This is a genomic window from Pseudomonas sp. LS-2 (assembly GCF_003605735.1).
GTDB lineage: Bacteria > Pseudomonadota > Gammaproteobacteria > Pseudomonadales > Pseudomonadaceae > Aquipseudomonas.
The window spans coordinates 92,674-115,545 of the sequence record NZ_QXTJ01000016.1 but is presented as its reverse complement, the minus strand read 5'-3'; the positions used below and the strand labels follow the sequence as shown (position 1 = coordinate 115,545).

15 protein-coding genes are annotated in these 22,872 nt (G+C 61.8%); 6 read left to right on the top strand and 9 right to left on the bottom strand.

Going from position 1 to position 22,872, the window contains the following annotated elements:
* Positions 1 to 153: 153 nt before the first annotated feature.
* Complete coding sequence (locus D3M70_RS11215) at positions 154 to 1,443, top strand: MFS transporter (protein ID WP_120125836.1); 1,290 nt, start codon at positions 154 to 156, stop codon at positions 1,441 to 1,443.
* Between the two features lie 290 nt (positions 1,444 to 1,733).
* On the opposite strand, the gene D3M70_RS11210 is transcribed toward D3M70_RS11215, so the two are convergent.
* Positions 1,734 to 3,197 (bottom strand): glyceraldehyde-3-phosphate dehydrogenase, encoded by a 1,464-nt coding sequence (locus D3M70_RS11210; RefSeq protein WP_081569016.1) that lies wholly within the window; start codon positions 3,195 to 3,197, stop codon positions 1,734 to 1,736.
* A gap of 169 nt (positions 3,198 to 3,366) precedes the next feature.
* Here D3M70_RS11210 and mfd point away from each other — a divergent pair, with 169 nt between their 5' ends.
* The 3 genes from mfd to D3M70_RS11195 are packed head-to-tail and all read left to right on the top strand — an operon-like array spanning position 3,367 to position 10,093.
* The gene (mfd, locus tag D3M70_RS11205) at positions 3,367 to 6,828 is read left to right on the top strand and encodes a transcription-repair coupling factor (RefSeq protein ID WP_120125835.1); all 3,462 of its coding nucleotides are present in this window, start codon (positions 3,367 to 3,369) and stop codon (positions 6,826 to 6,828) included.
* 9 nt (positions 6,829 to 6,837) lie between these two features.
* The gene (locus D3M70_RS11200) at positions 6,838 to 7,374 is read left to right on the top strand and encodes a CsiV family protein (RefSeq protein ID WP_120125834.1); all 537 of its coding nucleotides are present in this window, start codon (positions 6,838 to 6,840) and stop codon (positions 7,372 to 7,374) included.
* 13 nt (positions 7,375 to 7,387) lie between these two features.
* Positions 7,388 to 10,093: a DEAD/DEAH box helicase gene (locus D3M70_RS11195; protein WP_120125833.1), complete on the top strand. Its 2,706-nt coding sequence runs from the start codon at positions 7,388 to 7,390 to the stop codon at positions 10,091 to 10,093.
* 12 nt (positions 10,094 to 10,105) lie between these two features.
* Here the strand turns inward: D3M70_RS11195 and D3M70_RS11190 are convergent, their stop codons facing one another.
* From D3M70_RS11190 to D3M70_RS11175, 3 genes are all read right to left on the bottom strand, one after another.
* A complete protein-coding gene (locus D3M70_RS11190; RefSeq protein WP_120125832.1) occupies positions 10,106 to 12,055 on the bottom strand; it encodes an AAA family ATPase in 1,950 nt (649 codons plus the stop codon).
* A 202-nt stretch (positions 12,056 to 12,257) separates the two neighbouring features.
* Positions 12,258 to 12,500, bottom strand: a complete 243-nt coding sequence (locus tag D3M70_RS11180) for a hypothetical protein (protein ID WP_120125830.1) — start codon at positions 12,498 to 12,500, stop codon at positions 12,258 to 12,260.
* Between the two features lie 81 nt (positions 12,501 to 12,581).
* Positions 12,582 to 12,845, bottom strand: coding sequence for a DUF2790 domain-containing protein (locus tag D3M70_RS11175; protein WP_120125829.1), 264 nt, complete (start codon positions 12,843 to 12,845; stop codon positions 12,582 to 12,584).
* A gap of 320 nt (positions 12,846 to 13,165) precedes the next feature.
* Here D3M70_RS11175 and D3M70_RS11170 point away from each other — a divergent pair, with 320 nt between their 5' ends.
* Both D3M70_RS11170 and D3M70_RS11165 read left to right on the top strand, forming a co-directional pair.
* Positions 13,166 to 13,906 (top strand): response regulator, encoded by a 741-nt coding sequence (locus D3M70_RS11170; RefSeq protein ID WP_120125828.1) that lies wholly within the window; start codon positions 13,166 to 13,168, stop codon positions 13,904 to 13,906.
* Positions 13,903 to 15,216: a HAMP domain-containing sensor histidine kinase gene (locus D3M70_RS11165; protein WP_120125827.1), complete on the top strand. Its 1,314-nt coding sequence runs from the start codon at positions 13,903 to 13,905 to the stop codon at positions 15,214 to 15,216. Before D3M70_RS11170 ends, D3M70_RS11165 begins: the two co-directional genes overlap by 4 nt.
* 3,431 nt (positions 15,217 to 18,647) lie before the next feature.
* On the opposite strand, the gene D3M70_RS11160 is transcribed toward D3M70_RS11165, so the two are convergent.
* From D3M70_RS11160 to D3M70_RS11140, 5 genes are all read right to left on the bottom strand, one after another.
* On the bottom strand, positions 18,648 to 19,226 hold the full coding sequence (locus tag D3M70_RS11160) for a hypothetical protein (protein WP_120125826.1): 579 nt from the start codon (positions 19,224 to 19,226) through the stop codon (positions 18,648 to 18,650).
* Positions 19,227 to 19,231: 5 nt separating this feature from the next.
* Positions 19,232 to 19,582 (bottom strand): hypothetical protein, encoded by a 351-nt coding sequence (locus tag D3M70_RS11155; RefSeq protein ID WP_120125825.1) that lies wholly within the window; start codon positions 19,580 to 19,582, stop codon positions 19,232 to 19,234.
* Positions 19,583 to 19,716: 134 nt separating this feature from the next.
* Positions 19,717 to 20,028, bottom strand: a complete 312-nt coding sequence (locus tag D3M70_RS11150) for a hypothetical protein (protein WP_120125960.1) — start codon at positions 20,026 to 20,028, stop codon at positions 19,717 to 19,719.
* A 5-nt stretch (positions 20,029 to 20,033) separates the two neighbouring features.
* Positions 20,034 to 21,392, bottom strand: coding sequence for an acyclic terpene utilization AtuA family protein (locus D3M70_RS11145; protein ID WP_120125824.1), 1,359 nt, complete (start codon positions 21,390 to 21,392; stop codon positions 20,034 to 20,036).
* On the bottom strand, positions 21,393 to 22,685 hold the full coding sequence (locus D3M70_RS11140; protein WP_120125823.1) for a CitMHS family transporter: 1,293 nt from the start codon (positions 22,683 to 22,685) through the stop codon (positions 21,393 to 21,395).
* Positions 22,686 to 22,872 lie beyond the last annotated feature (187 nt).

Sequence of the window (22,872 nt, the reverse complement as noted above, 5' to 3'; positions counted from 1 at the left end):
CGACATTCGACACCGGTCTTCTGATTGCTATCCGCCACTTTTACACATATCGTTACAAATCTGCGCTGAGCGGGGCCAAGCTCGAACGGCGCAGCAGAGGACGCATAAATACAACGGATCCCCCAGCTAGACAGCCTAAGTGAGTAATTCCAGATGGCCTCGAACACCGGCAAAGGCAAGGCGATATTTCGCGTTGTCAGCGGCAACTTCCTTGAAATGTTTGACTTTATGGTCTATGGCTTCTACGCCACAGCCATCGCCAAGACCTTCTTCCCCGCCGACAGTGAATTCGCATCGCTGATGCTTTCGCTGGCAACCTTCGGCGCCGGCTTCTTGATGCGCCCACTGGGCGCAATCTTCCTCGGTGCCTACATCGACCACCACGGTCGAAAAAAAGGCCTGATCATTACCCTCGCCATGATGGCCATGGGGACGATCCTGATCGCCTGCGTTCCGGGTTATGCGACCTTGGGCGTCGCTGCGCCGCTGCTTGTGTTGGTCGGCCGTTTGTTACAAGGATTCTCGGCCGGTGTGGAACTGGGCGGCGTTTCGGTCTATCTGGCTGAAATCTCCACCCCGGGTCGCAAAGGCTTCTTCGTCAGTTGGCAGTCGGCCAGTCAGCAAGCCGCCGTGGTTTTCGCAGGCCTTCTGGGTGTGGGTCTGAACCACTGGCTGAGCCCCGAAGAAATGGGTCAGTGGGGCTGGCGCGTGCCGTTCCTGGTCGGCTGCATGATCGTTCCGGCCATCTTCGTGATTCGTCGTTCGCTGGAAGAAACCCCTGAGTTCGAAGCCCGCGCCCGCAAACATCGTCCGACACTGGGCGAAGTGGTCAAGTCCATCGGCGCGAATTTCGGTCTGGTGATTGCCGGTATGGCGCTGGTGGTCATGACCACCGTCTCGTTCTACCTGATCACCGCGTACACGCCGACCTTCGGCAAGAACGAACTGCACCTGTCTGACCTGGACAGCCTGCTGGTGACGGTGTGCGTGGGGATCTCGAACTTCATCTGGCTGCCGGTGATGGGCGCTTTGTCGGACAAGATCGGTCGCAAGCCGCTGTTGTTGGCGGCAACGATTCTGGCCATCGTTACGGCCTACCCTGCCCTGTCGTGGCTGACCTCCAACCCGAGCTTCGCCAACCTGCTGATGGTCGAGCTGTGGTTGTCGTTCCTGTACGGTTCGTACAACGGCGCTATGGTGGTTTCGCTGACCGAGATCATGCCGGTCGAAGTGCGCACCACCGGGTTCTCTCTGGCGTATAGCCTGGCGACCGCTACCTTTGGTGGTTTCACGCCGGCGGCGTGTACTTATCTGATCCACGTGCTCGACAACAAGGCCGCGCCGGGTATCTGGCTGAGCGGCGCTGCGGTTCTGGGTCTGATCGCGACACTGGTGCTGTTCCGCAAAGGTGGTCAGGCGCGCATGGCGGCAGTTGCGGGTTAAACGTCCAACGCTAAGATCAAAAGCCAAAGCAAGAGCGGGGTTTGCACGCTTTTTCTGTAGCAGTCCGGCTTGCCGGCGGTAGCGATTTTGAACACGCCACCGCCGGCAAGCCGGACTGCTACGGATTCGCGATGTGCCCAAATTTCGTGTTGAACACCGAACTCTGTGGGAGAAGCTGGAGGGGCCGGACAGGGAGCCGAAAACCACAAAAAAAAACGCCCCGAACCAGTCGGGGCGCTTCTTGAGATTCAGCTTGCGGCGTGTACAAATCGCCCGCCGCTGCCTCTATCTTACTTCGGGAAAGCCGGTGGGTTGACGCCCGCCATGTCTTCCATCACGCGAACCACCTGGCAGCTGTAACCGAATTCGTTGTCGTACCAGACGTACAGCACAACGCGGTTATCCATGCAGATGGTCGCCTCAGCATCGACCACACCCGCGTGACGCGAGCCTACGAAGTCGGTCGAAACCACTTCCTGCGAATTCACGAAGTCGATCTGCTTGTGCAGGTCCGAGTACAGCGCGGTTTCGCGCAGGTATTCGTTCATTTCTTCGCGAGTGGTCGCGGTGCCCAGGTTCAGGTTCAGAATCGCCATCGAAACGTTCGGCGTCGGAACGCGGATCGCGTTACCGGTCAGCTTGCCGGCCAGCTCAGGCAGTGCCTTCGCAGCTGCGGTGGCAGCACCGGTTTCGGTGATGACCATGTTCAACGCGGCACTACGGCCACGGCGATCGCCCTTGTGGAAGTTGTCGATCAGGTTCTGGTCGTTGGTGTACGAGTGAACCGTTTCAACGTGACCGTTGACGATACCGAACTTGTCGTTGACGGCCTTGAGGACCGGTACGATGGCGTTGGTGGTGCAGGACGCAGCCGAGATGATCTTGTCATCGGCGGTGATCTGCTGGTGGTTGATGCCGTGAACGATGTTCTTCAGCTTGCCCTTGCCCGGCGCGGTCAGCACCACGCGGTCGATGCCAGGGCACTGCAGGTGCTGGCCAAGACCGTCGGCATCACGCCAGACACCGGTGTTGTCGACCAACAGCGCGTCTTTGATACCGTACTGGGTGTAATCCACCTCGGTCGGGTTCTTGGCGTAGATCACCTGAATCAGGTTGCCGTTGGCGCTGATGGTGTTGTTGGCTTCATCGATGGTGATGGTGCCGTCGAACGGGCCGTGAACCGAGTCACGACGCAGCAGGCTGGCGCGCTTGACCAGATCGTTCTCGGCGCCTTTGCGCACGACGATGGCACGCAGACGCAGGCCGTCGCCGCCACCGGTTTTTTCGATCAGGATGCGGGCCAGCAGACGACCGATACGACCGAAGCCGTACAGCACGACGTCAGTGCCCTTGCGAGCGCCGGAGTTCTGTTGACCGACGATTTCGGCCATTTCTTCGCGGACGAACTGCTCGGCAGTACGGCCATTGGCTTCGGCCTTGTATTTGACGGCCAGCTTGCCCAGGTCCACCGAAGCAGCGCCCAGTTTGAGCTCGCTCATCGCTTTGATGAGCGGGAAAGTCTCGTGTACGGACAACTCGGTTGCGTCAGCCTGGCGGTGACGCGCAAAGCGGTGAGCCTTGAGAATCGCGATGACTGAACGGTTGATCAGGGTGCGGCCATAGATCGAACTCACCACATTGTTATTGCGGTATAGCTGTCCGATAAGCGGGATCATCGCCTCGGCGAGGGCTTCACGATCGATCCATTCACCAAGACACTGGTCGGGCTTCTGAGTCACGGGAACCTTCCACATGTAGGGGCTGAAAAAAGGGACTACATTATGCCCAAGCCTTTGTTTATGAGCAATCCGCTGTTTTGAACAAGACGGGCACTACATAATCGCGTGAGCGTAAAACTGACAGCGGATTGCCGATTTAGTTACAATCCCCAGCTTTGCCGCAACGCCTGGAGCTTTATCTTCCGTGCCCGTTCTGCGCCTACCGATTCTTCCTGCTGCCGCAGGCAAACAACATTGGGGCAATCTGCCCGGTGCCGCTCAAAGCCTGGCCATCGCCGAGGCCGCCAGCGCCGCGAAACGCTTCACCCTGCTTTTGACCGCCGACAGCCAAAGTGCCGAGCGGCTGGAGCAGGAACTGAAGTTTTTCGCCCCTGCGCTTCCGGTGTTGCATTTCCCTGACTGGGAAACCCTGCCCTACGATCTGTTCTCGCCGCATCAGGACATCATCTCCCAGCGTATCGCCAGCCTTTACCGGTTGCCGGAGCTGGAACATGGCGTGCTGGTGGTGCCGATCACAACCGCCTTGCACCGCCTGGCGCCGACCAAATTCCTGCTCGGCAGCAGTTTGGTGCTCGACGTCGGCCAGAAGCTCGATGTCGAGCTGATGCGCTCGCGGCTCGAAGCCAGCGGCTATCGATACGTCGATACGGTGTACGAGCATGGTGAATTCACGGTACGCGGCGCGCTGATCGACCTGTTCCCGATGGGCAGCAAACTCCCCTACCGGATCGACCTGTTCGACGACGAAATCGAAACCCTGCGCACCTTCGAACCGGAGACCCAGCGTTCCATCGACAAGGTCGACTCGGTGCGTCTGTTGCCGGCCAAGGAATTCCCATTGCAGAAGGAGGCCGTCACCCGCTTCAAGGCGCGGTTCCGCGAGCGCTTCGATGTGGACTTCCGCCGCAGCCCGATCTTCCAGGACCTGAACAGCGGGATTACGCCCGCAGGTATCGAGTACTACATTCCGCTGTTCTTCGAAGAAACCTCGACGCTGTTCGACTACCTGCCGCAGGACACGCAAGTGTTCTCCTTGCCCGGCATCGAACAGGCCGCCGAGACCTTCTGGAAGGACGTGCGCAACCGTTATGAAGAACGTCGCGTCGATCCCGACCGTCCGTTGCTGCCCCCCGATGAACTGTTCCTGCCGGTGGAAGACTGCTTCGCACGCCTGAAGACCTGGCCGCGAGTGGTCACCAGCCAGGACGATGTCGAAACCGGCGTGGGTCGCGAACGATTCCCGGCGCAGGTGCTGCCCAATCTCGCCATCGAAGCCAAGGCCAACGAGCCATTGGCGGCGCTGTCGACCTTCCTCAACGAATTCCCCGGCCGCGTGCTGTTCACCGCTGAGTCCGCGGGTCGCCGCGAAGTCCTGCTGGAGCTGCTCGAGCGTCTGAAACTGCGCCCCAAAACCCTCGACAGCTGGCAGGAGTTCGTCGACAGCAAAGAGCGGCTGGCGATCACCATCGCGCCGCTGGACGAAGGACTGGTGCTGGAGCAGCCGGCACTGGCGCTGGTCGCCGAAAGTCCGCTGTTCGGTCAGCGGGTCATGCAGCGCCGCCGCCGCGAGAAGCGCGCCGACGGCCACTCCAATGATGCCGTCATCAAGAACCTCGCCGAACTGCGCGAAGGCGCGCCGGTGGTTCACATCGACCACGGCGTGGGCCGCTATCTGGGCCTGGCGACACTGGAGGTGGAGAATCAGGCCGCCGAGTTCCTGATGCTGGCCTATGCCGAGGACGCCAAGCTGTATGTCCCGGTCGCCAACCTGCACCTCATTGCCCGCTACACCGGCAGCGATGACGAACTGGCGCCACTGCACCGATTGGGCTCCGAAGCCTGGCAGAAAGCCAAGCGCAAGGCCGCCGAGCAAGTGCGCGATGTGGCCGCCGAACTGCTCGATATCTATGCCCGCCGCGCCGCCCGCGAAGGCTACGCGTTCGCCGATCCAAAGCTGGACTATGAAACCTTCAGCGCCGGTTTCCCGTTCGAAGAAACCCCGGACCAGCAGACCACCATCGAAGCGGTACGCCACGACATGCTGGCACCCAAGCCGATGGACCGTCTGGTCTGCGGCGACGTCGGTTTCGGCAAGACGGAAGTGGCGATGCGCGCGGCGTTCATCGCGGTGCATGGCGGCAAGCAGGTGGCGATTCTGGTACCGACCACCCTGCTCGCCCAGCAACACTACAACAGCTTCCGCGACCGCTTCGCCGACTGGCCGGTGACCGTTGAAGTCATGAGCCGCTTCAAGTCGGCCAAGGAGATCAACGCCGCCGTGGCCGATCTGGCCGAAGGCAAGATCGATATCGTCATCGGCACCCACAAGCTGTTGCAGGACGACGTCAAAATCAAGAACCTGGGGCTGGTGATCATCGACGAAGAACACCGCTTCGGTGTGCGTCAGAAAGAACAGCTCAAGGCGCTGCGCAGCGAGGTCGACATCCTGACCCTGACCGCCACGCCAATCCCGCGCACCTTGAACATGGCCGTGGCCGGCATGCGTGATCTGTCGATCATCGCCACCCCGCCTGCCCGTCGCCTGTCGGTGCGCACCTTTGTCATGGAGCAGAACAAGCCGACGGTCAAAGAGGCGCTGCTGCGTGAGTTGCTGCGCGGCGGTCAGGTCTACTACCTGCACAACGATGTGAAAACCATCGAGAAGTGCGCCGCCGACCTTGCTGAGCTGGTACCCGAAGCGCGCATCGGCATCGGCCACGGGCAGATGCACGAGCGCGATCTCGAACAGGTGATGAGCGACTTCTATCACAAGCGCTTCAACGTGCTGATCGCCTCGACCATCATCGAAACCGGCATCGACGTGCCGAGCGCCAACACCATCATCATCGAGCGCGCAGACAAATTCGGTCTGGCTCAGTTGCACCAGTTGCGCGGCCGCGTCGGACGCAGTCACCACCAGGCTTATGCCTATCTGCTGACGCCGCCACGCAAGCAGATCACACCGGACGCCGAGAAGCGTCTGGAAGCCATCGCCAACACCCAGGACCTGGGCGCGGGCTTCGTGCTGGCGACCAACGACCTGGAAATCCGTGGCGCGGGGGAACTGCTCGGCGAAGGCCAAAGCGGGCAGATCCAGGCCGTGGGGTTCACCCTTTATATGGAAATGCTGGAACGTGCGGTGAAGTCGATCCGCAAGGGCGAGCAGCCAAATCTGGATCAGCCGCTGGGCGGTGGTCCGGAAGTCAATTTGCGGGTGCCGGGGCTGATTCCCGAAGACTACCTGCCAGACGTGCACGCGCGCCTGATCCTCTACAAACGCATCGCCAACGCCGCCGACGAAGAAGGCCTCAAAGACCTGCAAGTGGAGATGATCGACCGCTTCGGCCTGCTGCCGGAACCGACCAAGAACCTGGTGCGCATGACTTCGCTCAAACTCAAGGCCGAGCAACTGGGCATCAAGAAAGTCGATGCCGGTCCGCAGGGTGGACGAATCGAATTTGCGGCCGATACTCCAGTAGATCCGCTGACGTTGATCAAGCTGATTCAGGGGCAACCCAAACGCTACAAATTCGAAGGCGCCACGTTATTCAAGTTCACGGTGCCGATGGAGCGCCCCGAAGAACGCTTCAACACCATTGAAGCGCTGTTCGACCGCCTGACCCCGCAGTCCACCAAATCGGCTTAAGGATTCACCATGCGTCTGTTTCGCTCGCTCACCCTGCTGTTGGTGCTGTTTGCCCCTGCAGCCTTTGCCGATGGCACTTATCAGGTGGAATTGATCCTGTTCCGTCAGCATGGCGAACCGGCGGCGACCAACCAGCCCGCACCGGAGGACTGGGCTGCCGGCGCCCAACAGCTTGGCGCCGACCAACAGACCACCACCGCGCTGGACGCCTTGGTGAACAAGCTTGAAACCAGCGATGGCTACAAGGTGTTGCTGCATCGTGCCTGGCAACAGGACCTCAGCGCGACCCCGAGCAAGGTCGCCATCAGCAGCGGTCAGGAGCAGTTCGGCCACTTCCCCATCGAAGGCACGGTCAGTCTGGGCCTGGCGCGCTTTACGGACATCGACGCCAACTTCTGGGTCAATCAGCTCGACGATCACGGCGTGCTGGTCACCAGCGAACGCATGCGTCAGGCGACCCGAGTGCGCAACGGCGAGTTGACCTATATGGATAATGGAAGTCTGGCGATGTTGATCAAGGTCTCTCCTCTTCAAGCACCGCGCTGACGCAGGGCAAGACGTGTCATCCCTATTGGAAAAAGCCCTGGCCCTGCCATGGGAACCGTTGTTCAAGCCCCAGAGCGTGGAACGCGGGCTCGACTATGCGCGGCAGAAACGTGTGATGTTGCAACACGTCAGTCCCGACCTGGTTCGCACCGTGTGTCGCGGCTCGAGCCTGGAAATCTACACCCAGACGTTGCAGTTCAAGGACCCCGACCGAACACGCAATTTCGTGGTCGGCAAATGCACCTGCCCGGTCAGAAACAACTGCAAGCACTGTGCGGCGGCGCTGTTCTTCCTGCAGGATCCCGAAACCTTGCCTGAGCTTCTGGCAAACGTGGACCGACAATCGACCACCCTCGCGCCCAAGCCCGAAGAAAAGCCAGCCTTGCCTGAGCGCATCATCAGCGATATCGAACCCAAACCCCGCCTGATCCTCGCCAGTTTCGAGTTCAGCGCCTACGAGCCACGCAACGGCAAGATGCAGCGGCACATTCAGCACCGCGCCGCGCTGGCCTTCCGTTACGGCGAGTTCTACGCCTCAGGCATGCCCAGCCCCGGCCGTTCCAGCGACATCGTGCGCCATTTGCCTGAAGAAACCCTGCGCTTGCGCCGACACCTGGACCGCGAAGCCCTGTACCGCAAACAGCTGCAGGAGATGGGCTTTCGCATTGCCACCCGGCAGAGCAAGGCGTTACCCGACAGCGCCGGGGAAATGTTCGAACTGCCGAACGACAAGGCCTGGTTGAGCTTCATGCTCGACGACCTGCCACCCTTGCGCGAGCAGGGGTGGCAGGTCGAGATGCTCGACGATTTCGGCTTCGACGTCACCCCGGTGGACGACTGGTACGCCGTGGTCGATGAGGAGCCGGAGCGCGACTGGTTCGATCTGGAGCTGGGCATCATCGTCAATGGCGAGCGCCTGAGCCTGCTGCCGATTCTGATCAACTTGCTGCGCACCCACCCGGAATTGATGACCCTGGCGGGCATCGCCAAGCGCCGCGACGACGAACAATTGCTGGTGCAACTCAACCATTTTACCCAGCGCGGCGGCGTCCCGATTCAGGTTGCCCTGCCCTATGGCCGGTTGAAAACGGTGCTGGCGACCCTCGGCGATTTCTACTGGCGTGAAGAGGGCAATAACGCCATCCGCCTGAACACCGCCGACGCCACCCGCCTCAAGCAGCTCGACGACATGCCGCTGGTGTGGCAAGGCGGCGACCGTTTGCGGCAGTTCTCCGAGCGTCTGGTAAATATCAAGAACGCCACGGTCAAGGTGCCCAAGGGCCTCAATGCCAAACTGCGGCCGTATCAGCTGGAGGGCCTGAGCTGGATGCAGGCGCTGCGGGAGCTGGAAGTCGGCGGCGTGCTGGCCGATGACATGGGCCTGGGCAAGACCCTGCAAACCCTGGCGCATCTGTTGGTGGAAAAACAGGCCGGACGCCTGGATCGGCCCGCGCTGGCGGTGATGCCCACCAGCCTGATTCCCAACTGGATGGACGAAGCCCGGCACTTCACGCCGCAGCTGAACGTGCTGGCGCTGTACGGCGCCAACCGGCATCAGGAATACGAACGTCTGGAAGACTACGACCTGATCCTCACCACCTACGCCCTGTTGCCACGGGATGTGGAACTGCTCAGCAAACAGTTGCTGCATGTGCTGGTGCTCGACGAAGCGCAGTACATCAAAAACCCCACCAGCAAGGCCGCCCAGGCCGCACGCCAGCTCAACGCGCGGCAGCGGCTGTGCCTGAGCGGCACGCCGCTGGAAAACCATCTGGGTGAACTGTGGTCGCTGTTCCATTTCCTGATGCCTGGCTGGCTGGGTGATGCCAAGCAGTTCAACAGCAACTACCGCACGCCCATCGAGAAACTCGGCGACGAAGCGCGCTTGCAGCATCTGAACGCGCGTATCAAACCGTTCCTGCTGCGCCGGACCAAGGAGCAGGTGGCGACCGAGCTGCCGCCCAAGACCGAGATCGTGCACTGGGTCGAACTCAACGACGCCCAGCGCGACGTGTACGAAACCATGCGCCTGGCGATGGACAAGAAAGTCCGCGACGAAATCACCCGCAAGGGCGTGGCGCGCAGTCAGATCATCATTCTGGAGGCGCTGCTCAAGCTGCGTCAGGTCTGCTGCGACTTGCGACTGGTCAACAGCGTGGCGCCCAACAGTCGTCAGGCCAGCTCGGCCAAACTGCAAAGCCTGATGGTCATGCTGGAAGAGTTGCTGGCCGAGAACCGCAAGATCCTGCTGTTTTCGCAGTTCACCTCGATGCTGGAGCTGATCGAAGTCGAGCTGCAACAGCGCGGCATCGAATACGCCTTGCTGACCGGCAGGACCAAGGATCGACGCACGCCGGTGCATGACTTTCAGAGCGGCAAGCGTTCGATGTTCCTCATCAGCCTCAAGGCCGGCGGCACCGGTCTGAACCTGACGGCGGCGGACACGGTGATTCATTACGACCCGTGGTGGAACCCCGCCACCGAAAACCAGGCCACCGACCGCGCCTACCGGATCGGCCAGGAAAAGCCGGTATTCGTCTACAAGCTGATCGCTCGCGGTACGGTGGAGGAGAAGATCCAGCACTTGCAGCAGGAGAAATCCGCGTTGGCCTCCGGCGTACTGGACGGCCGGACGTCCGGTGACTGGAAACTGCAGGACGACGACATCGAAGCACTGTTCGCGCCCTTGCCGTTGCCGCCCAAAAAGGTGAAGCGCTAGGCCTGACGGCGTTTATCGACGACCGAGGTCCTGCAGCCAGTCGTTCATGTTGCCTGGCAACAGCAGCTCATGGCGCGCACGGGAGCTGGCGGTGTACAGCAGCGAACAGACGCTGGCCAGCGAGTGCGTCGACCCTTCGCGAGGTGGGCGCATGAGATCGCGCGACAGCAGCACGGAATCGAACTCCTGGTTCTTCACGTCTTCGACTTTCGCCAGTTTGATGATGGCGGCAGGGTCGCTGCAGAAACGCTGCGCGGTCTCGACGAAGTCCTGCAGCGTATTGCCCTGCCCCAGCCACTCATGAACGGCCTTGAATTCGTGGCTCGCGCCCATGGCCGAAGCCAGCGCGTCCCAATAGGCAAAGCGGAAGATCAGACGGTGCTGCGGCCTGTGATCCTCGCGGTACAGCTGGTCCAGGCCTTTGACGAACAGTGTCAGGTGTTCCAGCGTTCTTGGCGGCAGACTGAAACGGGCCCCGGCTTCGGTCAGGCGTCTGAACCAGGCGAACAGGCCCCATTCATTGGCAACCAGAATCGTGGTGGGCTTTTCCGGAATCGGCATGACGCTGTGGCCAATGATTCGGGTCGGATGAGGCGCACGACCGACGAAGCCTTCCTTGATGTCGCTGGGGTGCAGTTGAATCAGCGGATCGAGCACTTCGGCCATCTGTTTGCCGGCCCGGATCGACTGGGTCATGAAGCGTTGGCGAATGAACCCGCCATGACGCGGGGCCTTGCCGCTCAGTTGCTGGAATTCGTCGCCCAGGGTGATCACTGCCTGCGGGCTGCGGTCGAGAATCTGCACCATGGGTGCCGTCAACTCGTGGCTCTCGTCGATGATGATGTGGCTGTAGTTCTCGGGAATGACCTCCGAGGTCAGCGACAGAAACTTGATGCGTTGGCTGTTGCGAATCGGCAGACGAATGTGCGGCGCCGATGGCCTGACTGTTTCCCGCCATAACAGGCGACTGTATTCCAGCAGCATGGCGATGTCGGCCTGGCTCGCGGCATGGCCCAGCGACGGCAGGTGGCGCGGCTCGATGGTCGCCAGCGGCGACAGGCAGTAGCTGTGAACGGTGGTGCGACAGACTCGCGCCACGTCGCGGGGCTGCAACGTGCCCACCGCTGGCAGGTTCAGCCACTGCGCCACTTGCTGATCGGACACCAAAGAACTGGCACTGGTGCGCTGCATGTCGCTGTTGCGCCAGCCTCGGGAAGTCAGGTCGCGGTTGAGCAGCAGGTTGGCCATGTGGGCGAACGTGCAGGCGTTGAGTCGGCCGCTGGGGTTGGCGTGGCGGATGCGATCCTGCAATGCCATGACCTGCGCGGGAAACGTTGCCATCAGCAGGGTTTTTTCCGGGTCCAGCACTTCGAAGAACTTGGTCAGCAGGAAGGTTTTGCCCACTCCGGCGTAGGCCTGCAAGTGGAACGACTCGTCCTTGCACACCTGGAACTCATCGAAAATCCGGCTTTGCTGATCGCTCAGGCGCAGGACATCGCCAGTCGGTAGCACGATCTCGCGGGTCAGCGGCTCCAGCTTCTGACGCTGACGTTTGCCAAATCCGAAGTCCCAATGCCCGTCTTCGTCGAGGTATTCCCGGTCCTCGACTTCATGACTTTCCAGCAGGGCAATACCGGCCACTTCCAGAACGCTCAGGCTGTCGGCCAGGTTATCGGCGTTGAAACGCAGGCGCACCAGATCGCCGAACGCCCCGCCGCCCTCCTCCACCGACAAGGCAGCGCGCATGACGTCGTCGAGCATTCGCTCCAGTTTTTCGATGGCCGTGTTCTGCGCCACCAGGGACTTGAGATTGAGCAACAGCATCAACGCGGCGAGTTGCGGCCGGGTCGCCTCGCTCAGAAAGTCGTCCAGCGACTCGCCAGCGGCCAGCGCCCCGGCGACCTCTTCGGTCAGGGGCAGGAACAGCGAGGGCGGCGGAGCGAAGGAATCGGGTGAACTCATTGCGGGAAAATCGTCCTGATGAACGCGACGGCGCGGAAGGGGCGGCACGTGATGATATGCCAAACACACACAAACTGCGCCATACCTCCTGAGTCGCTCCCGTCCCTGCAGCAGTCCGGCTTGCCGGCGGTGGCGATCTCAAAAGCCCTGCCGCCGGCAAGCCGTGATGCTATAGAGACGTGCACGGTGCAAGCCCAATGCCTCACGCCTGATTCCATTTGCCTATCGCTGTGTGCTCGGAGCCACCTTCAGCCACTAGCTCGCCACGGCTCTCGATCCACATTCCCAGCGGGGTTTTCTCGGAGCCGTTTTCGGCCACTTTGGGCGCCAGCTGGAAGCAATGGCTGTCCTCGGCGCAGCTTTTCTGGGCAGCAGCGTTGGCGTGGACGGCGAACCCGGCGAAAGCAAAAGCAAGGGCGGTCAGGCTGGTTTTGAAGTGTTTCATGGCGAATTCCTCAAGGGTGGTCAAAACAGGGCTTTACTGAGTTCAGACTTTGCAGGCTCAAGTGGCCGGGTGCTGGCGGGATCAGTTGTCCCCGGCGCAGTTCTGGGCGATGGTGCGGTAGTTCAGGGTCTGCTTGTCGCCGTGGGAGTCCACGTAGTTCAGGTGAGTGCCGACCACGCCGCAGGTCGGCGTCGCATCGACTTCGGTGGACAGGGCCCGGGCGATGTCCAGGTGCTCGCCGTACATGTAGTTGTGCGCCGGGACGCTGTCCTGGGCCTGAGCAGACAGGGCACCGAAGCTCAGAGCGGCAAACAGAGTGGCGAGGGCGATTTTCTTTGCGTTCATGATGTTCTCCAGGATGCGAGGCTTTCAGTGTTCAAGGGTTGAATCGTTGATTGGGTTCGAGGCGGTGCGTGTTGTCTCGATGGGTCCCATTGAATGCCCCTGAGGTATCCCGGATGTGTCGCGAAACGGCGGAAAGTAATCATTAAGTGTCATAGCGCTGCCTGGATACACAGCGATACATTCGCGCTGGAAAATCCGCTTTTTGCATCCGCGTGTATGCGTTGCGATGCCAGATACAGTGCAATACAAAGGGTGGCAGGCAAGCCGTGCGCGGCTGGTTAAGATGCGCCACACGTCAATGAATTCGGGGAGTTGAAGCAATGGAGCACGTCGACCACATTCTGATCGTCGCGGCCGCTCGCGAGATCCGGGAACTGGTGGGCAACTACCTGAAGAAAAACGGCCTGCGCACCACCGTGGGCGCCGACGGCAGGCAAATGCGTTCGTTTCTGGAATCGACGCCGGTGGACCTGATCGTGCTCGACATCATGATGCCCGGCGACGATGGCCTGCTGCTGTGCCGCGAACTGCGCACTGGCAAACACAAGACCACCCCGGTGCTGATGCTCACCGCCCGCAGCGATGAAACCGACCGCATCATCGGCCTGGAAATGGGTGCTGACGATTATCTGGTCAAACCCTTCGTTGCCCGCGAACTGCTGGCGCGGATCAATGCCGTGTTGCGCCGCACCCGAATGCTGCCACCGAACCTGATCGTCAGTGAAGCCGGCCGCCTGCTGGCCTTCGGCAAATGGAAACTGGACACCACCGCGCGCCACCTGCTGGACGCCGAGGGCACGATCGTCACCCTCAGCGGCGCGGAATATCGCCTGCTGCGCACCTTCCTCGATCATCCACAGCGCGTGTTGAGTCGCGATCAGTTGCTGAACCTGACGCAGGGCCGTGACGCCGATCTGTTCGATCGCTCCATCGATCTGCTGGTGAGCCGCCTGCGCCAGCGCCTGCAGGACGATGCCCGCGATCCGGCGTACATCAAGACCGTGCGCAGCGAGGGTTACGTGTTCACCTACGCGGTGGAAATCCTCGGGGACGACGCATGAAGCCAAGATTCGGATGGCCACGGACGCTGACGTCTCGGCTGTCGTTGATCTTTCTGATCAGTCTGGTGCTGGCCCATGGTCTGTCTTTCGGGCTGCAGTTCTATGAGCGCTATCAAAGCGCGATGACGCTGATGCTGGGCAACCTGGAACAGGACCTGACGACCACCGTCGCGGTGCTGGAACGCCTGCCCGCCAATGAGCGCGCGGCGTGGCTGCCGCGCTTCGAGCACCCCAATTACCGCTACATGCTGGGGACCGGTCAGCCGGGCACGCCCATGGACATGAGCAAGGCCCCCGTTTCGGTGCGCTCGATGCAGGCCACTTTGGGCCGCGAATATGAACTGAGCTTCAACACTATCCCCGACGTGCGCCCGCACTATCAGGCGCATTTGACGCTGAGTGACGGCAACCCGCTGACCATCGACGTGCGCCCGGCGATCACCCCGCTGTCGCCCTGGCTGCCGCTGCTGTTGATCGTGCAGCTGGTATTGCTGGTGACCTGCACCTGGCTGGCCGTCAGGACCGCGATTCGCCCGCTGACCCGACTGTCCCACGCCGTGGACAACCTGGACCCGAACGGCGAAGGCATTCGGCTTGATGAAACCGGCCCGACAGAAGTCGCCTATGCGGCCGTCGCCTTCAACACCATGCAGCAACGCATCGCGGCCTACGTGAAAGAGCGTATGCAGCTTCTTGCGGCGATTTCACACGACCTGCAAACCCCAATCACCCGCATGAAACTGCGCGCCGAGTTCATGGACGAGGGCGTCGAGAAGGACAAGCTGTGGAACGACCTCAGCGAGATGCAGCATCTGGTGCAGGAAGGCGTGGCCTACGCGCGCAGCATGGACACTTCGACCGAGGCGCCCAAACGCGTGGATCTGGACTCGTTCCTCGACAGCCTGGTGTTCGACTATCAGGACATGAACAAGCAGGTGCAGCTGTGCGGCAAGACCGGTTCGGTGATCGACACCCGGCCCCACGCCCTGCGACGAGTGCTGGTCAACCTGACCGACAACGCGCTGAAGTTCGCCGGTGCAGCGGAGCTGAAAGTGCTCGCCAATGACAACAAGGGCCTGTCGATACAAATACTGGATCGCGGGCCGGGGATTGCCGAAGCGGAATTGCCGGAAGTGCTCAAACCGTTCTACCGCGTGGAAAGCTCGCGCAACCGCGACACGGGTGGGACGGGGCTGGGTCTGGCGATTTCCCAGCAACTGGCAATGGCGCTGGGCGGTACATTGACCCTGTCCAATCGTGAAGGGGGCGGGTTGTGTGCCGAACTCACGTTGCCGATAAAGGCAGGGTAGCGCGCTTCTGATTCTGCCCGAACGGCGCGGCGCCGGACTGACGAGGACCCGCCTCGGCACGAACGGCGTGGGGCCGGACTGACGACCCTCCGCTTCTGCCCGAACGGCGTGGGGCCGGACTGACGGCGGTCCGCTTCTGCCCGAAGGGCGTAGGAGCAAGCTTGCTCGCGATCTGCCGGGCACCGGCAGTAAAATCAGACACCTCGGTTGCACCAGACACACTGCATCAGCAGGGTTTACTACTGCTTCGCAGCAGATCGCAGGCAAGCCAGCTCCCACGGCCTGCGGCCAGAATCAAAAACGGGGGCAATGCCTGTCACCCCGACTCAATCCTGAGAAGAGCTGCCGCACCGCACGCTCGCTTCTGCCACAACGGCGCGGGCCGGGCTGACGACGATCCGCTTCTGCCCGAACGGCGCGGGAACACAACCTGATGACGACCCGCCTCGGCACGAACGGCGTGGGGCCGGACTGACGGCGGTCCGCTTCTGCCCGAAGGGCGTAGGAGCAAGCTTGCTCGCGATCTGCCGGGCACCGGCAGTAAAATCAGACACCTCGGTTGCCCCTGACACACTGCATCAGCAGGGTTTACTACTGCTTCGCAGCAGATCGCAGGCAAGCCAGCTCCCACGGCCTGCGGCCAGAATCAAAAACGGGGGCAATGCCTGTCACCCCGACTCAATCCTGAGAAGAGCTGCCGCACCGCACGCTCGCTTCTGCCAGAACGGCGCGGGCCGGACTGACGACGATCCGCTTCTGCCAGAACGGCGCCGAACACAACCTGACGACGCTCCGCTTCTGCCCGAACGGCGCGGGAACACAACCTGATGACGACCCGCCTCGGCACGAACGGCGTAGGGCCGGACTGACGGCGGTCCGCTTCTGCCCGAAGGGCGTAGGAACAAGCTTGCTCGCGATCTGCCGGGCACCGGCAGTAGAATCAGACACATTGGTTGCACCAGACACACCGCATCAGCAGGGTTTACTACCGCTGCGCAGCAGATCGCAGGCAAGCCAGCTCCCACGGCCTGCGGCCAGAATCAAAAACGGGGGCAACGCCTGCCACTCCGGCTCAGTCCTTGGAAGAGCTGCGCCGCACCGCAGGCTCGCTTCTGCCACAACGGCGCGGGCCGGACTGACGACGATCCGCTTCTGCCAGAACGGCGCGGCACCGGGCTGACGACGATCCGCTTCTGCCAGAACGGCGCGGGAACACAACCTGATGACGACCCGCCTCGGCACGAACGGCGCGGCGCCGGACTGACGGCGGTCCACTTCTGCCCGAAGGGCGTAGGAGCAAGCTTGCTCGCGATCTGCCGGGCACCGGCAGTAGAATCAGACACCTCGGTTGCACCAGACACACCGCATCAGCAGGGTTTACTGCTGCTTCGCAGCAGATCGCAGGCAAGCCAGCTCCCACGGCCTGCGGCCAGAATCAAAAACGGGCGCAATGCCTGCCACCCCGACTCAATCCTGAGAAGAGCTGCCGCACCGCACGCTCGCTTCTGCCACAACGGCGCGGGCCGGACTGACGACGATCCGCTTCTGCCAGAACGGCGCGGCACCGGGCTGACGACGATCCGCTTCTGCCAGAACGGCGCGGGAACACAACCTGATGACGACCCGCCTCGGCACGAACGGCGCGGCGCCGGACTGACGGCGGTCCGCTTCTGCCCGAAGGGCGTAGGAGCAAGCTTGCTCGCGATCTGCCGGGCACCGGCAGTAGAATCAGACACCTCGGTTGCACCAGACACACCGCATCAGCACGGTTTACTGCTGCTTCGCAGCAGATCGCAGGCAAGCCAGCTCCCACGGCCTGCGGCCAGAATCAAAAACGGGGGCAATGCCTGCCACCCCGACTCAATCCTGAGAAGAGCTGCCGCACCGCACGCTCGCTTCTGCCACAACGGCGCGGGCCGGACTGACGACGATCCGCTTCTGCCAGAACGGCGCGGGAACACAACCTGATGACGACCCGCCTCGGCACGAACGGCGCGGCGCCGGACTGACGGCGGTCCACTTCTGCCCGAAGGGCGTAGGAGCAAGCTTGCTCGCGATCTGCCGGGCACCGGCAGTAGAATCAGACACCTCGGTTGCACCAGACACACCGCATCAGCAGGGTTTACTGCTGCTTCGCAGCAGATCGCAGGCAAGCCAGCTCCCACGGCCTGCGGCCAGAATCAAAAACGGGCGCAATGCCTGCCACCCCGACTCAATCCTGAGAAGAGCTGCCGCACCGCACGCTCGCTTCTGCCACAACGGCGCGGGCCGGACTGACGACGATCCGCTTCTGCCAGAACGGCGCGGGAACACAACCTGATGACGACCCGCCTCGGCACGAACGGCGCGGCACCGGGCTGACGACGATCCGCTTCTGCCCGAAGGGCGCGGGAATACAACCTGTATGACGACCCGCCTCGGCACGAACGGCGCGGCGCCGGACTGACGGCGGTCCGCTTCTGCCCGAAGGGCGTAGGAGCAAGCTTGCTCGCGATCTGCCGGGCACCGGCAGTAGAATCAGACACCTCGGTTGCACCAGACACACCGCATCAGCAGGGTTTACTGCTGCTTCGCAGCAGATCGCAGGCAAGCCAGCTCCCACGGCCTGCGGCCAGAATCAAAAACGGGGGCAACGCCTGCCACTCCGACTCAGTCCTTGGAAGAGCTGCGCCGCACCGCACGCTCGCTTCTGCCCGAACAGCGCGCGCCGGACTGACGACGATCCGCCTCGGCGCGAACGGCGCCGAACACAACCTGACGACGCTCCGCTTCTGCCCGAACGGCGCGGGAACACAACCTGATGACGACCCGCCTCGGCACGAACGGCGCGGCGCCGGACTGACGGCGGTCCGCTTCGGCCCGAAGGGCGTAGGAGCAAGCTTGCTCGCGATCTGCCGGGCACCGGCAGTAGAATCAGACACCTCGGTTGCACCAGACACACCGCATCAGCAGGGTTTACTGCTGCTTCGCAGCAGATCGCAGGCAAGCCAGCTCCCACGGCCTGCGGCCAGAATCAAAAACGGGGGCAACGCCTGCCACTCCGACTCAGTCCTTGGAAGAGCTGCGCCGCACCGCACGCTCGCTTCTGCCCGAACAGCGCGCGCCGGACTGACGACGATCCGCCTCGGCGCGAACGGCGCCGAACACAACCTGACGACGCTCCGCTTCTGCCCGAACGGCGCGGGAACACAACCTGATGACGACCCGCCTCGGCACGAACGGCGCGGCGCCGGACTGACGGCGGTCCGCTTCGGCCCGAAGGGCGTAGGAGCAAGCTTGCTCGCGATCTGCCGGGCACCGGCAGTAGAATCAGACACCTCGGTTGCACCAGACACACCGCATCAGCAGGGTTTACTACTGCTTCGCAGCAGATCGCAGGCAAGCCAGCTCCCACGGCCTGCGGCCAGAATCAAAAACGGGCGCAATGCCTGTCACCCCGACTCAATCCTGAGAAGAGCTGCGCCGCACCGCACGCTCGCTTCTGCCAGAACGGCGCGGGCCGGCTGACGACGCTTGTAGTCTTCCCCTGTGTGCGTTCGAAACACGGCTGCCGAAAGTACCCGGTCCGCGAGAATGCGCGCTAAAAGAAGCCGAGCATCCTCCAGCGTCGGCGCCGCTTCCGAAACGATCCTATGCGTCTCGTGAAATTCGGGCTTCATCTGCGATTTGATGATCTGTTCGTGTGCGCTTTCTTGCGAAACCGTCCAGATACATTGAAGGACCACATACATCTTGTCCCACGTTGCCTGCCCGACGCTGCTTCGCCACGCTTGCATGGCTGCGACCTGCTCCACTGCGGCGGCTGTCTGGTTGACAAGGATATCGGGGCCTATGCTGTCGCAAAACGTGGTGTATTCAGCAATAGTGAAGTTGCCCTCACCCACGACTTTGCCGATAAACGAAATCGCTGCATTCAGAATATTTGTGCTGGACGTTAACGCTGCCCCGGAAATGTCCAGTTGGCTCAGGCGAAGCTTTACAGCTTCTACTTGTGACCCAAAGGCTTTCAATGGCGCTATCCACTGACCATTAAGCGGATATCCAGCGTAGGGAAATATGATCGAGTAAATCGCCAACGGGATGTGAGCATGGCTTTAAGCTCCGTGTAGAGGTGATTGATTTCTTCACAGGCGTAGGTCGTGTGCTCATCTTCACAGAAGGTATAGCGGCCGCCGTTGAACGTCGCTTCGGCATACAGAATCGGATAAAGCGTTTTGGCCAGAACTTGCAGATTACCTGCATAGTGCCGACGCATCGCGATATCGATATCCACCGCAAACTGATGCGCCTGCAGCTTCTGATTCCCAGCGGCCATTGCGATTTCGGGAGGGGTATAGGGGTAGCCATCAGCGGGATCGAGAGCCATTGATCGAAGTCCTTTTCAAGCTCGCCATCGAGCATGGAACTCAACAGCGAGTTCCACGTGACCGTTACTTACTCAATAGCACCCCAGATCATCGCCGCTATAACCTTTCGACATTACTGTAATCGCTAAAGGATTCACCCAAGCTCGATATCAAGCAACGCCGCGCCCAACGCCTTGCCGTGCGCGTCCAGCGCCAGTGAGCGGGTCACGCCGCCTTTGAGGATGCCGGGCAACACGAAATTCAGTGCCTGCACATTCGGCCATTCATAGCGCCTGACTGGCCCGGCGTTCGGGTCCAGCAGCTCGGCGAAATACTCGGTCACCCGCTCTACGGTCAGTTGCTGGACCAGGCGCGGATAGTCCTCGGCGCGAAACGCGATCACCGAAACGTTCGAGGTGTCGCCCTTGTCGCCAGTCCGTGAATGGGCCAGCTCTCGCAGTTTGATTGCGTTCACGATGCGTCCTCCAGATGGACCTGCGGGATGATTGCATCACGGGGCAGGAGCAACGACGCCACCGCCACGACCTGACGCAGCCCTTTGGTTGCCCCGCCGCCGCCATAAGGACCGTTGGTGTAGAGGGTTTCCACTTCGTTGCCGATTCGCACCGCTTCGGTTTCGTCGGTACACCGGGCGGCGACGCGCCGACGCACTTCACCCGCCTCGCCAGCGGCACGTGCGCCGACCGTCGTGCCATGCAACGAGTCGACACCGATCAACTCGGCACGCACTTCGTCGCACACCACGTGGGTGAGCTTCAGCCGTTCCAGCACGACGTCGCGTGCCAGTTGCGCACGGGCCAGGGCGCCCGGCCCGCCATAGGAAATCTGCCCTTCACCGATCCAGCCATCCAGATAGCCGACCGAAACTTTGAGGGTTTGGGGCCGAGTGCGACCGTCGGCGCCTTCTGCGCGTACCTCGTCGGGCGCGATCACGCTGAACGACACACCCGAAAAATCAGCCGTTACGTCCGGCGTCAGATAGGCCTTGGGATCATGCACTTCGTAGATCATCTGTTCGGTGCAGGTGGCGGTGTCGATGCGGCCACCGGAGCCTGCAACCTTGCTGATCACAGCCCTGCCCTCGCTGTCCACTTCGGCCAGCGGGAACCCAAGACGGGCGAGATCAACCACATCCTTCACACCCGGATCGGCAAAGTACCCCCCGGTGATCTGCCCGGCGCACTCCAGCAGATGACCGATCAGCGTGCCACGGCCCAGCCGCGTCCAGTCATCCTGCGCCCAGCCGAACGTGAACAATTGCGGTGCGAGGAACAGCGAAGGGTCGGCCACGCGACCCGTGATCACCACATCGGCATCGGCCCGCAGCGCGTCGACGATCCCCTCGGCACCGAGATAGGCATTGGCTGAAATCAGCCGGTCGCCCATGGCCGCGATGGTCGCGCCGTTATCCAGCCGTTGTTCGGGTTTCAACTGCGCAAGCACGTCATCACCGGTCAGCGCGGCGACCTTCAGGCCATGCAGGCCGAGTTCGATTGCGATACGCCGCACCGCTCGTGCTGCCGCCAATGGATTGGCCGCGCCCATGTTGCTGATGATGCGCAGACGACGTTGTCCCGCCTCCTGCCCGCGGGCCACGAACGGCAACACGCGACGCATGCGTTCGTCGAGTAACGGATCGAAACCGGCTTCGGGGTCCGCCAGTCGTGCCTGTTGCGCCAGCGCGATGGTGCGCTCGGCCAGGCATTCAAAAACCAGAAAATCCAGCTCGCCCTTGTCGGCCAGTTCCACCGCCGGTTCGATACGGTCGCCCGAATAACCGGCACCAGAGCCGATACGTAAAGTCTTCATTCAAAACACTCCCAACAGCAGTGCGGTAAGGGTCATCAGCACCGATGCGCCAAACAGAAACGGGATGGTGAAACGTTGATGGTCGGCCAGCTCGACCTTGCACAGCCCTACCAACAGGAACGTCGCAGGTGTCAGCGGACTGACCGGGAAGCCGGTGGTGTGGACACCTAACAAGGACGCCTGGGCGACTTGCAACGGATCGACGCCCAGTGCACGGCCGACTTCGGCGATCACCGGCATCACGCCGAAATAGAAGGAGTCCGGGTCGAACAGCATGCTCAGCGGCATGGAGACAAAGCCCACCACCATCGGAATCAATTTGCCGTGCCCGGCTGGAATCTGCGCCACCGCTACTTCGGCCATCGCCTTGAGCATGCCGGTGCCTTGCATGATCCCGGTGAACACACCCGCTGCCAGAAGAATGCTGGCCATGGTCAGGGCGGTCTTGGCGTGGGCATCGATACGCGAACGCTGCGCATCGACATTGGGGTAATTGATGCAGAGCGCGAGCACGGTGCCGACCATGAACATCACCACCGGATCGACCCAGCCGGCGATCATCACCGCCATGACCACGATGGTCAGCAGCAGGTTGAGCCAGAACAGGCGCGGACGACGCAGCACTTCTTCCTGCTCGGTGAGCATGCGCTCCGGCACCACATCGACCTTGGCCCCGGCGCCCAGACCCAGGCGTTTTTCTTCGCGACGCCCCAGCAACCAGGCGCTGACAAAGACGAACGCCAGGCCGACGATCTGCACCGGAATCAGCGGCTGGAACAAATCAGCCACCGGCACGTGAAGGGCTGCGGACGAACGCAGCACCGGCCCGGTCCACGGCAGGAAATTCACCCCCGCCGCCATCGCCGCAACGCAAGCCAGAATCCGCCGATCAATCCCCAGCCGCGTGTACAGCGGCAGCATCGCCGGAATCGTCACCAGAAAGGTCACCGCGCCCGAGCCGTCCAGATGCACCAGCAACGCCAGCAACGCGGTACCGACGACGATCCGCGTAGGCCGTGTCCCCACGGTGCGCAGAATGCGGTAGATGATCGGGTCGAGCATCCCGGCGTCGGTCATTACCCCGAAAAACAGAATGGCGAACACGAACATCCCGACCACGGGGGCGACGTTCTTGATACCGGTGATGATGAAGCCACTGGTCTGCAGACCGAAACCACCGATCAACGCGGCAATGATCGGCAAGGCAATCAGGGCAACCAGAGGCGAGAGGCGTTTGCTCATGACGGCGGCGAGCAAACAGAGAATGGTAATGACACCCAGAATGGCGAGCATGCAGTGGTCCTTTCGTCACCCCTGGCCGAGAGGCGGGATGAGCTGTTGTTGTTTTCATCGAGTATCGAAACGGGGGTAAGCTTTGTAAATTGAAATGTTCGGCGCCTTGCATTCGGAAAAACCGAATCAGCCAGAAGGGACACCGCTTTTAGACCTTGCGCCACTCCCCCTGTAGCAGCACGGCTTG

Coding starts and splice junctions, on each gene's coding strand:
- D3M70_RS11145 (WP_120125824.1), bottom strand. CDS start 21,392: ATGAAGACTTTACGTATCGGCTCTGGTGCCGGTTATTCGGGCGACCGT.
- D3M70_RS11190 (WP_120125832.1), bottom strand. CDS start 12,055: ATGAGTTCACCCGATTCCTTCGCTCCGCCGCCCTCGCTGTTCCTGCCC.
- D3M70_RS11210 (WP_081569016.1), bottom strand. CDS start 3,197: ATGTGGAAGGTTCCCGTGACTCAGAAGCCCGACCAGTGTCTTGGTGAA.
- D3M70_RS11180 (WP_120125830.1), bottom strand. CDS start 12,500: ATGAAACACTTCAAAACCAGCCTGACCGCCCTTGCTTTTGCTTTCGCC.
- D3M70_RS11200 (WP_120125834.1), top strand. CDS start 6,838: ATGCGTCTGTTTCGCTCGCTCACCCTGCTGTTGGTGCTGTTTGCCCCT.
- D3M70_RS11170 (WP_120125828.1), top strand. CDS start 13,166: ATGGAGCACGTCGACCACATTCTGATCGTCGCGGCCGCTCGCGAGATC.
- D3M70_RS11165 (WP_120125827.1), top strand. CDS start 13,903: ATGAAGCCAAGATTCGGATGGCCACGGACGCTGACGTCTCGGCTGTCG.
- D3M70_RS11140 (WP_120125823.1), bottom strand. CDS start 22,685: ATGCTCGCCATTCTGGGTGTCATTACCATTCTCTGTTTGCTCGCCGCC.
- D3M70_RS11215 (WP_120125836.1), top strand. CDS start 154: ATGGCCTCGAACACCGGCAAAGGCAAGGCGATATTTCGCGTTGTCAGC.
- D3M70_RS11155 (WP_120125825.1), bottom strand. CDS start 19,582: ATGGCTCTCGATCCCGCTGATGGCTACCCCTATACCCCTCCCGAAATC.
- D3M70_RS11175 (WP_120125829.1), bottom strand. CDS start 12,845: ATGAACGCAAAGAAAATCGCCCTCGCCACTCTGTTTGCCGCTCTGAGC.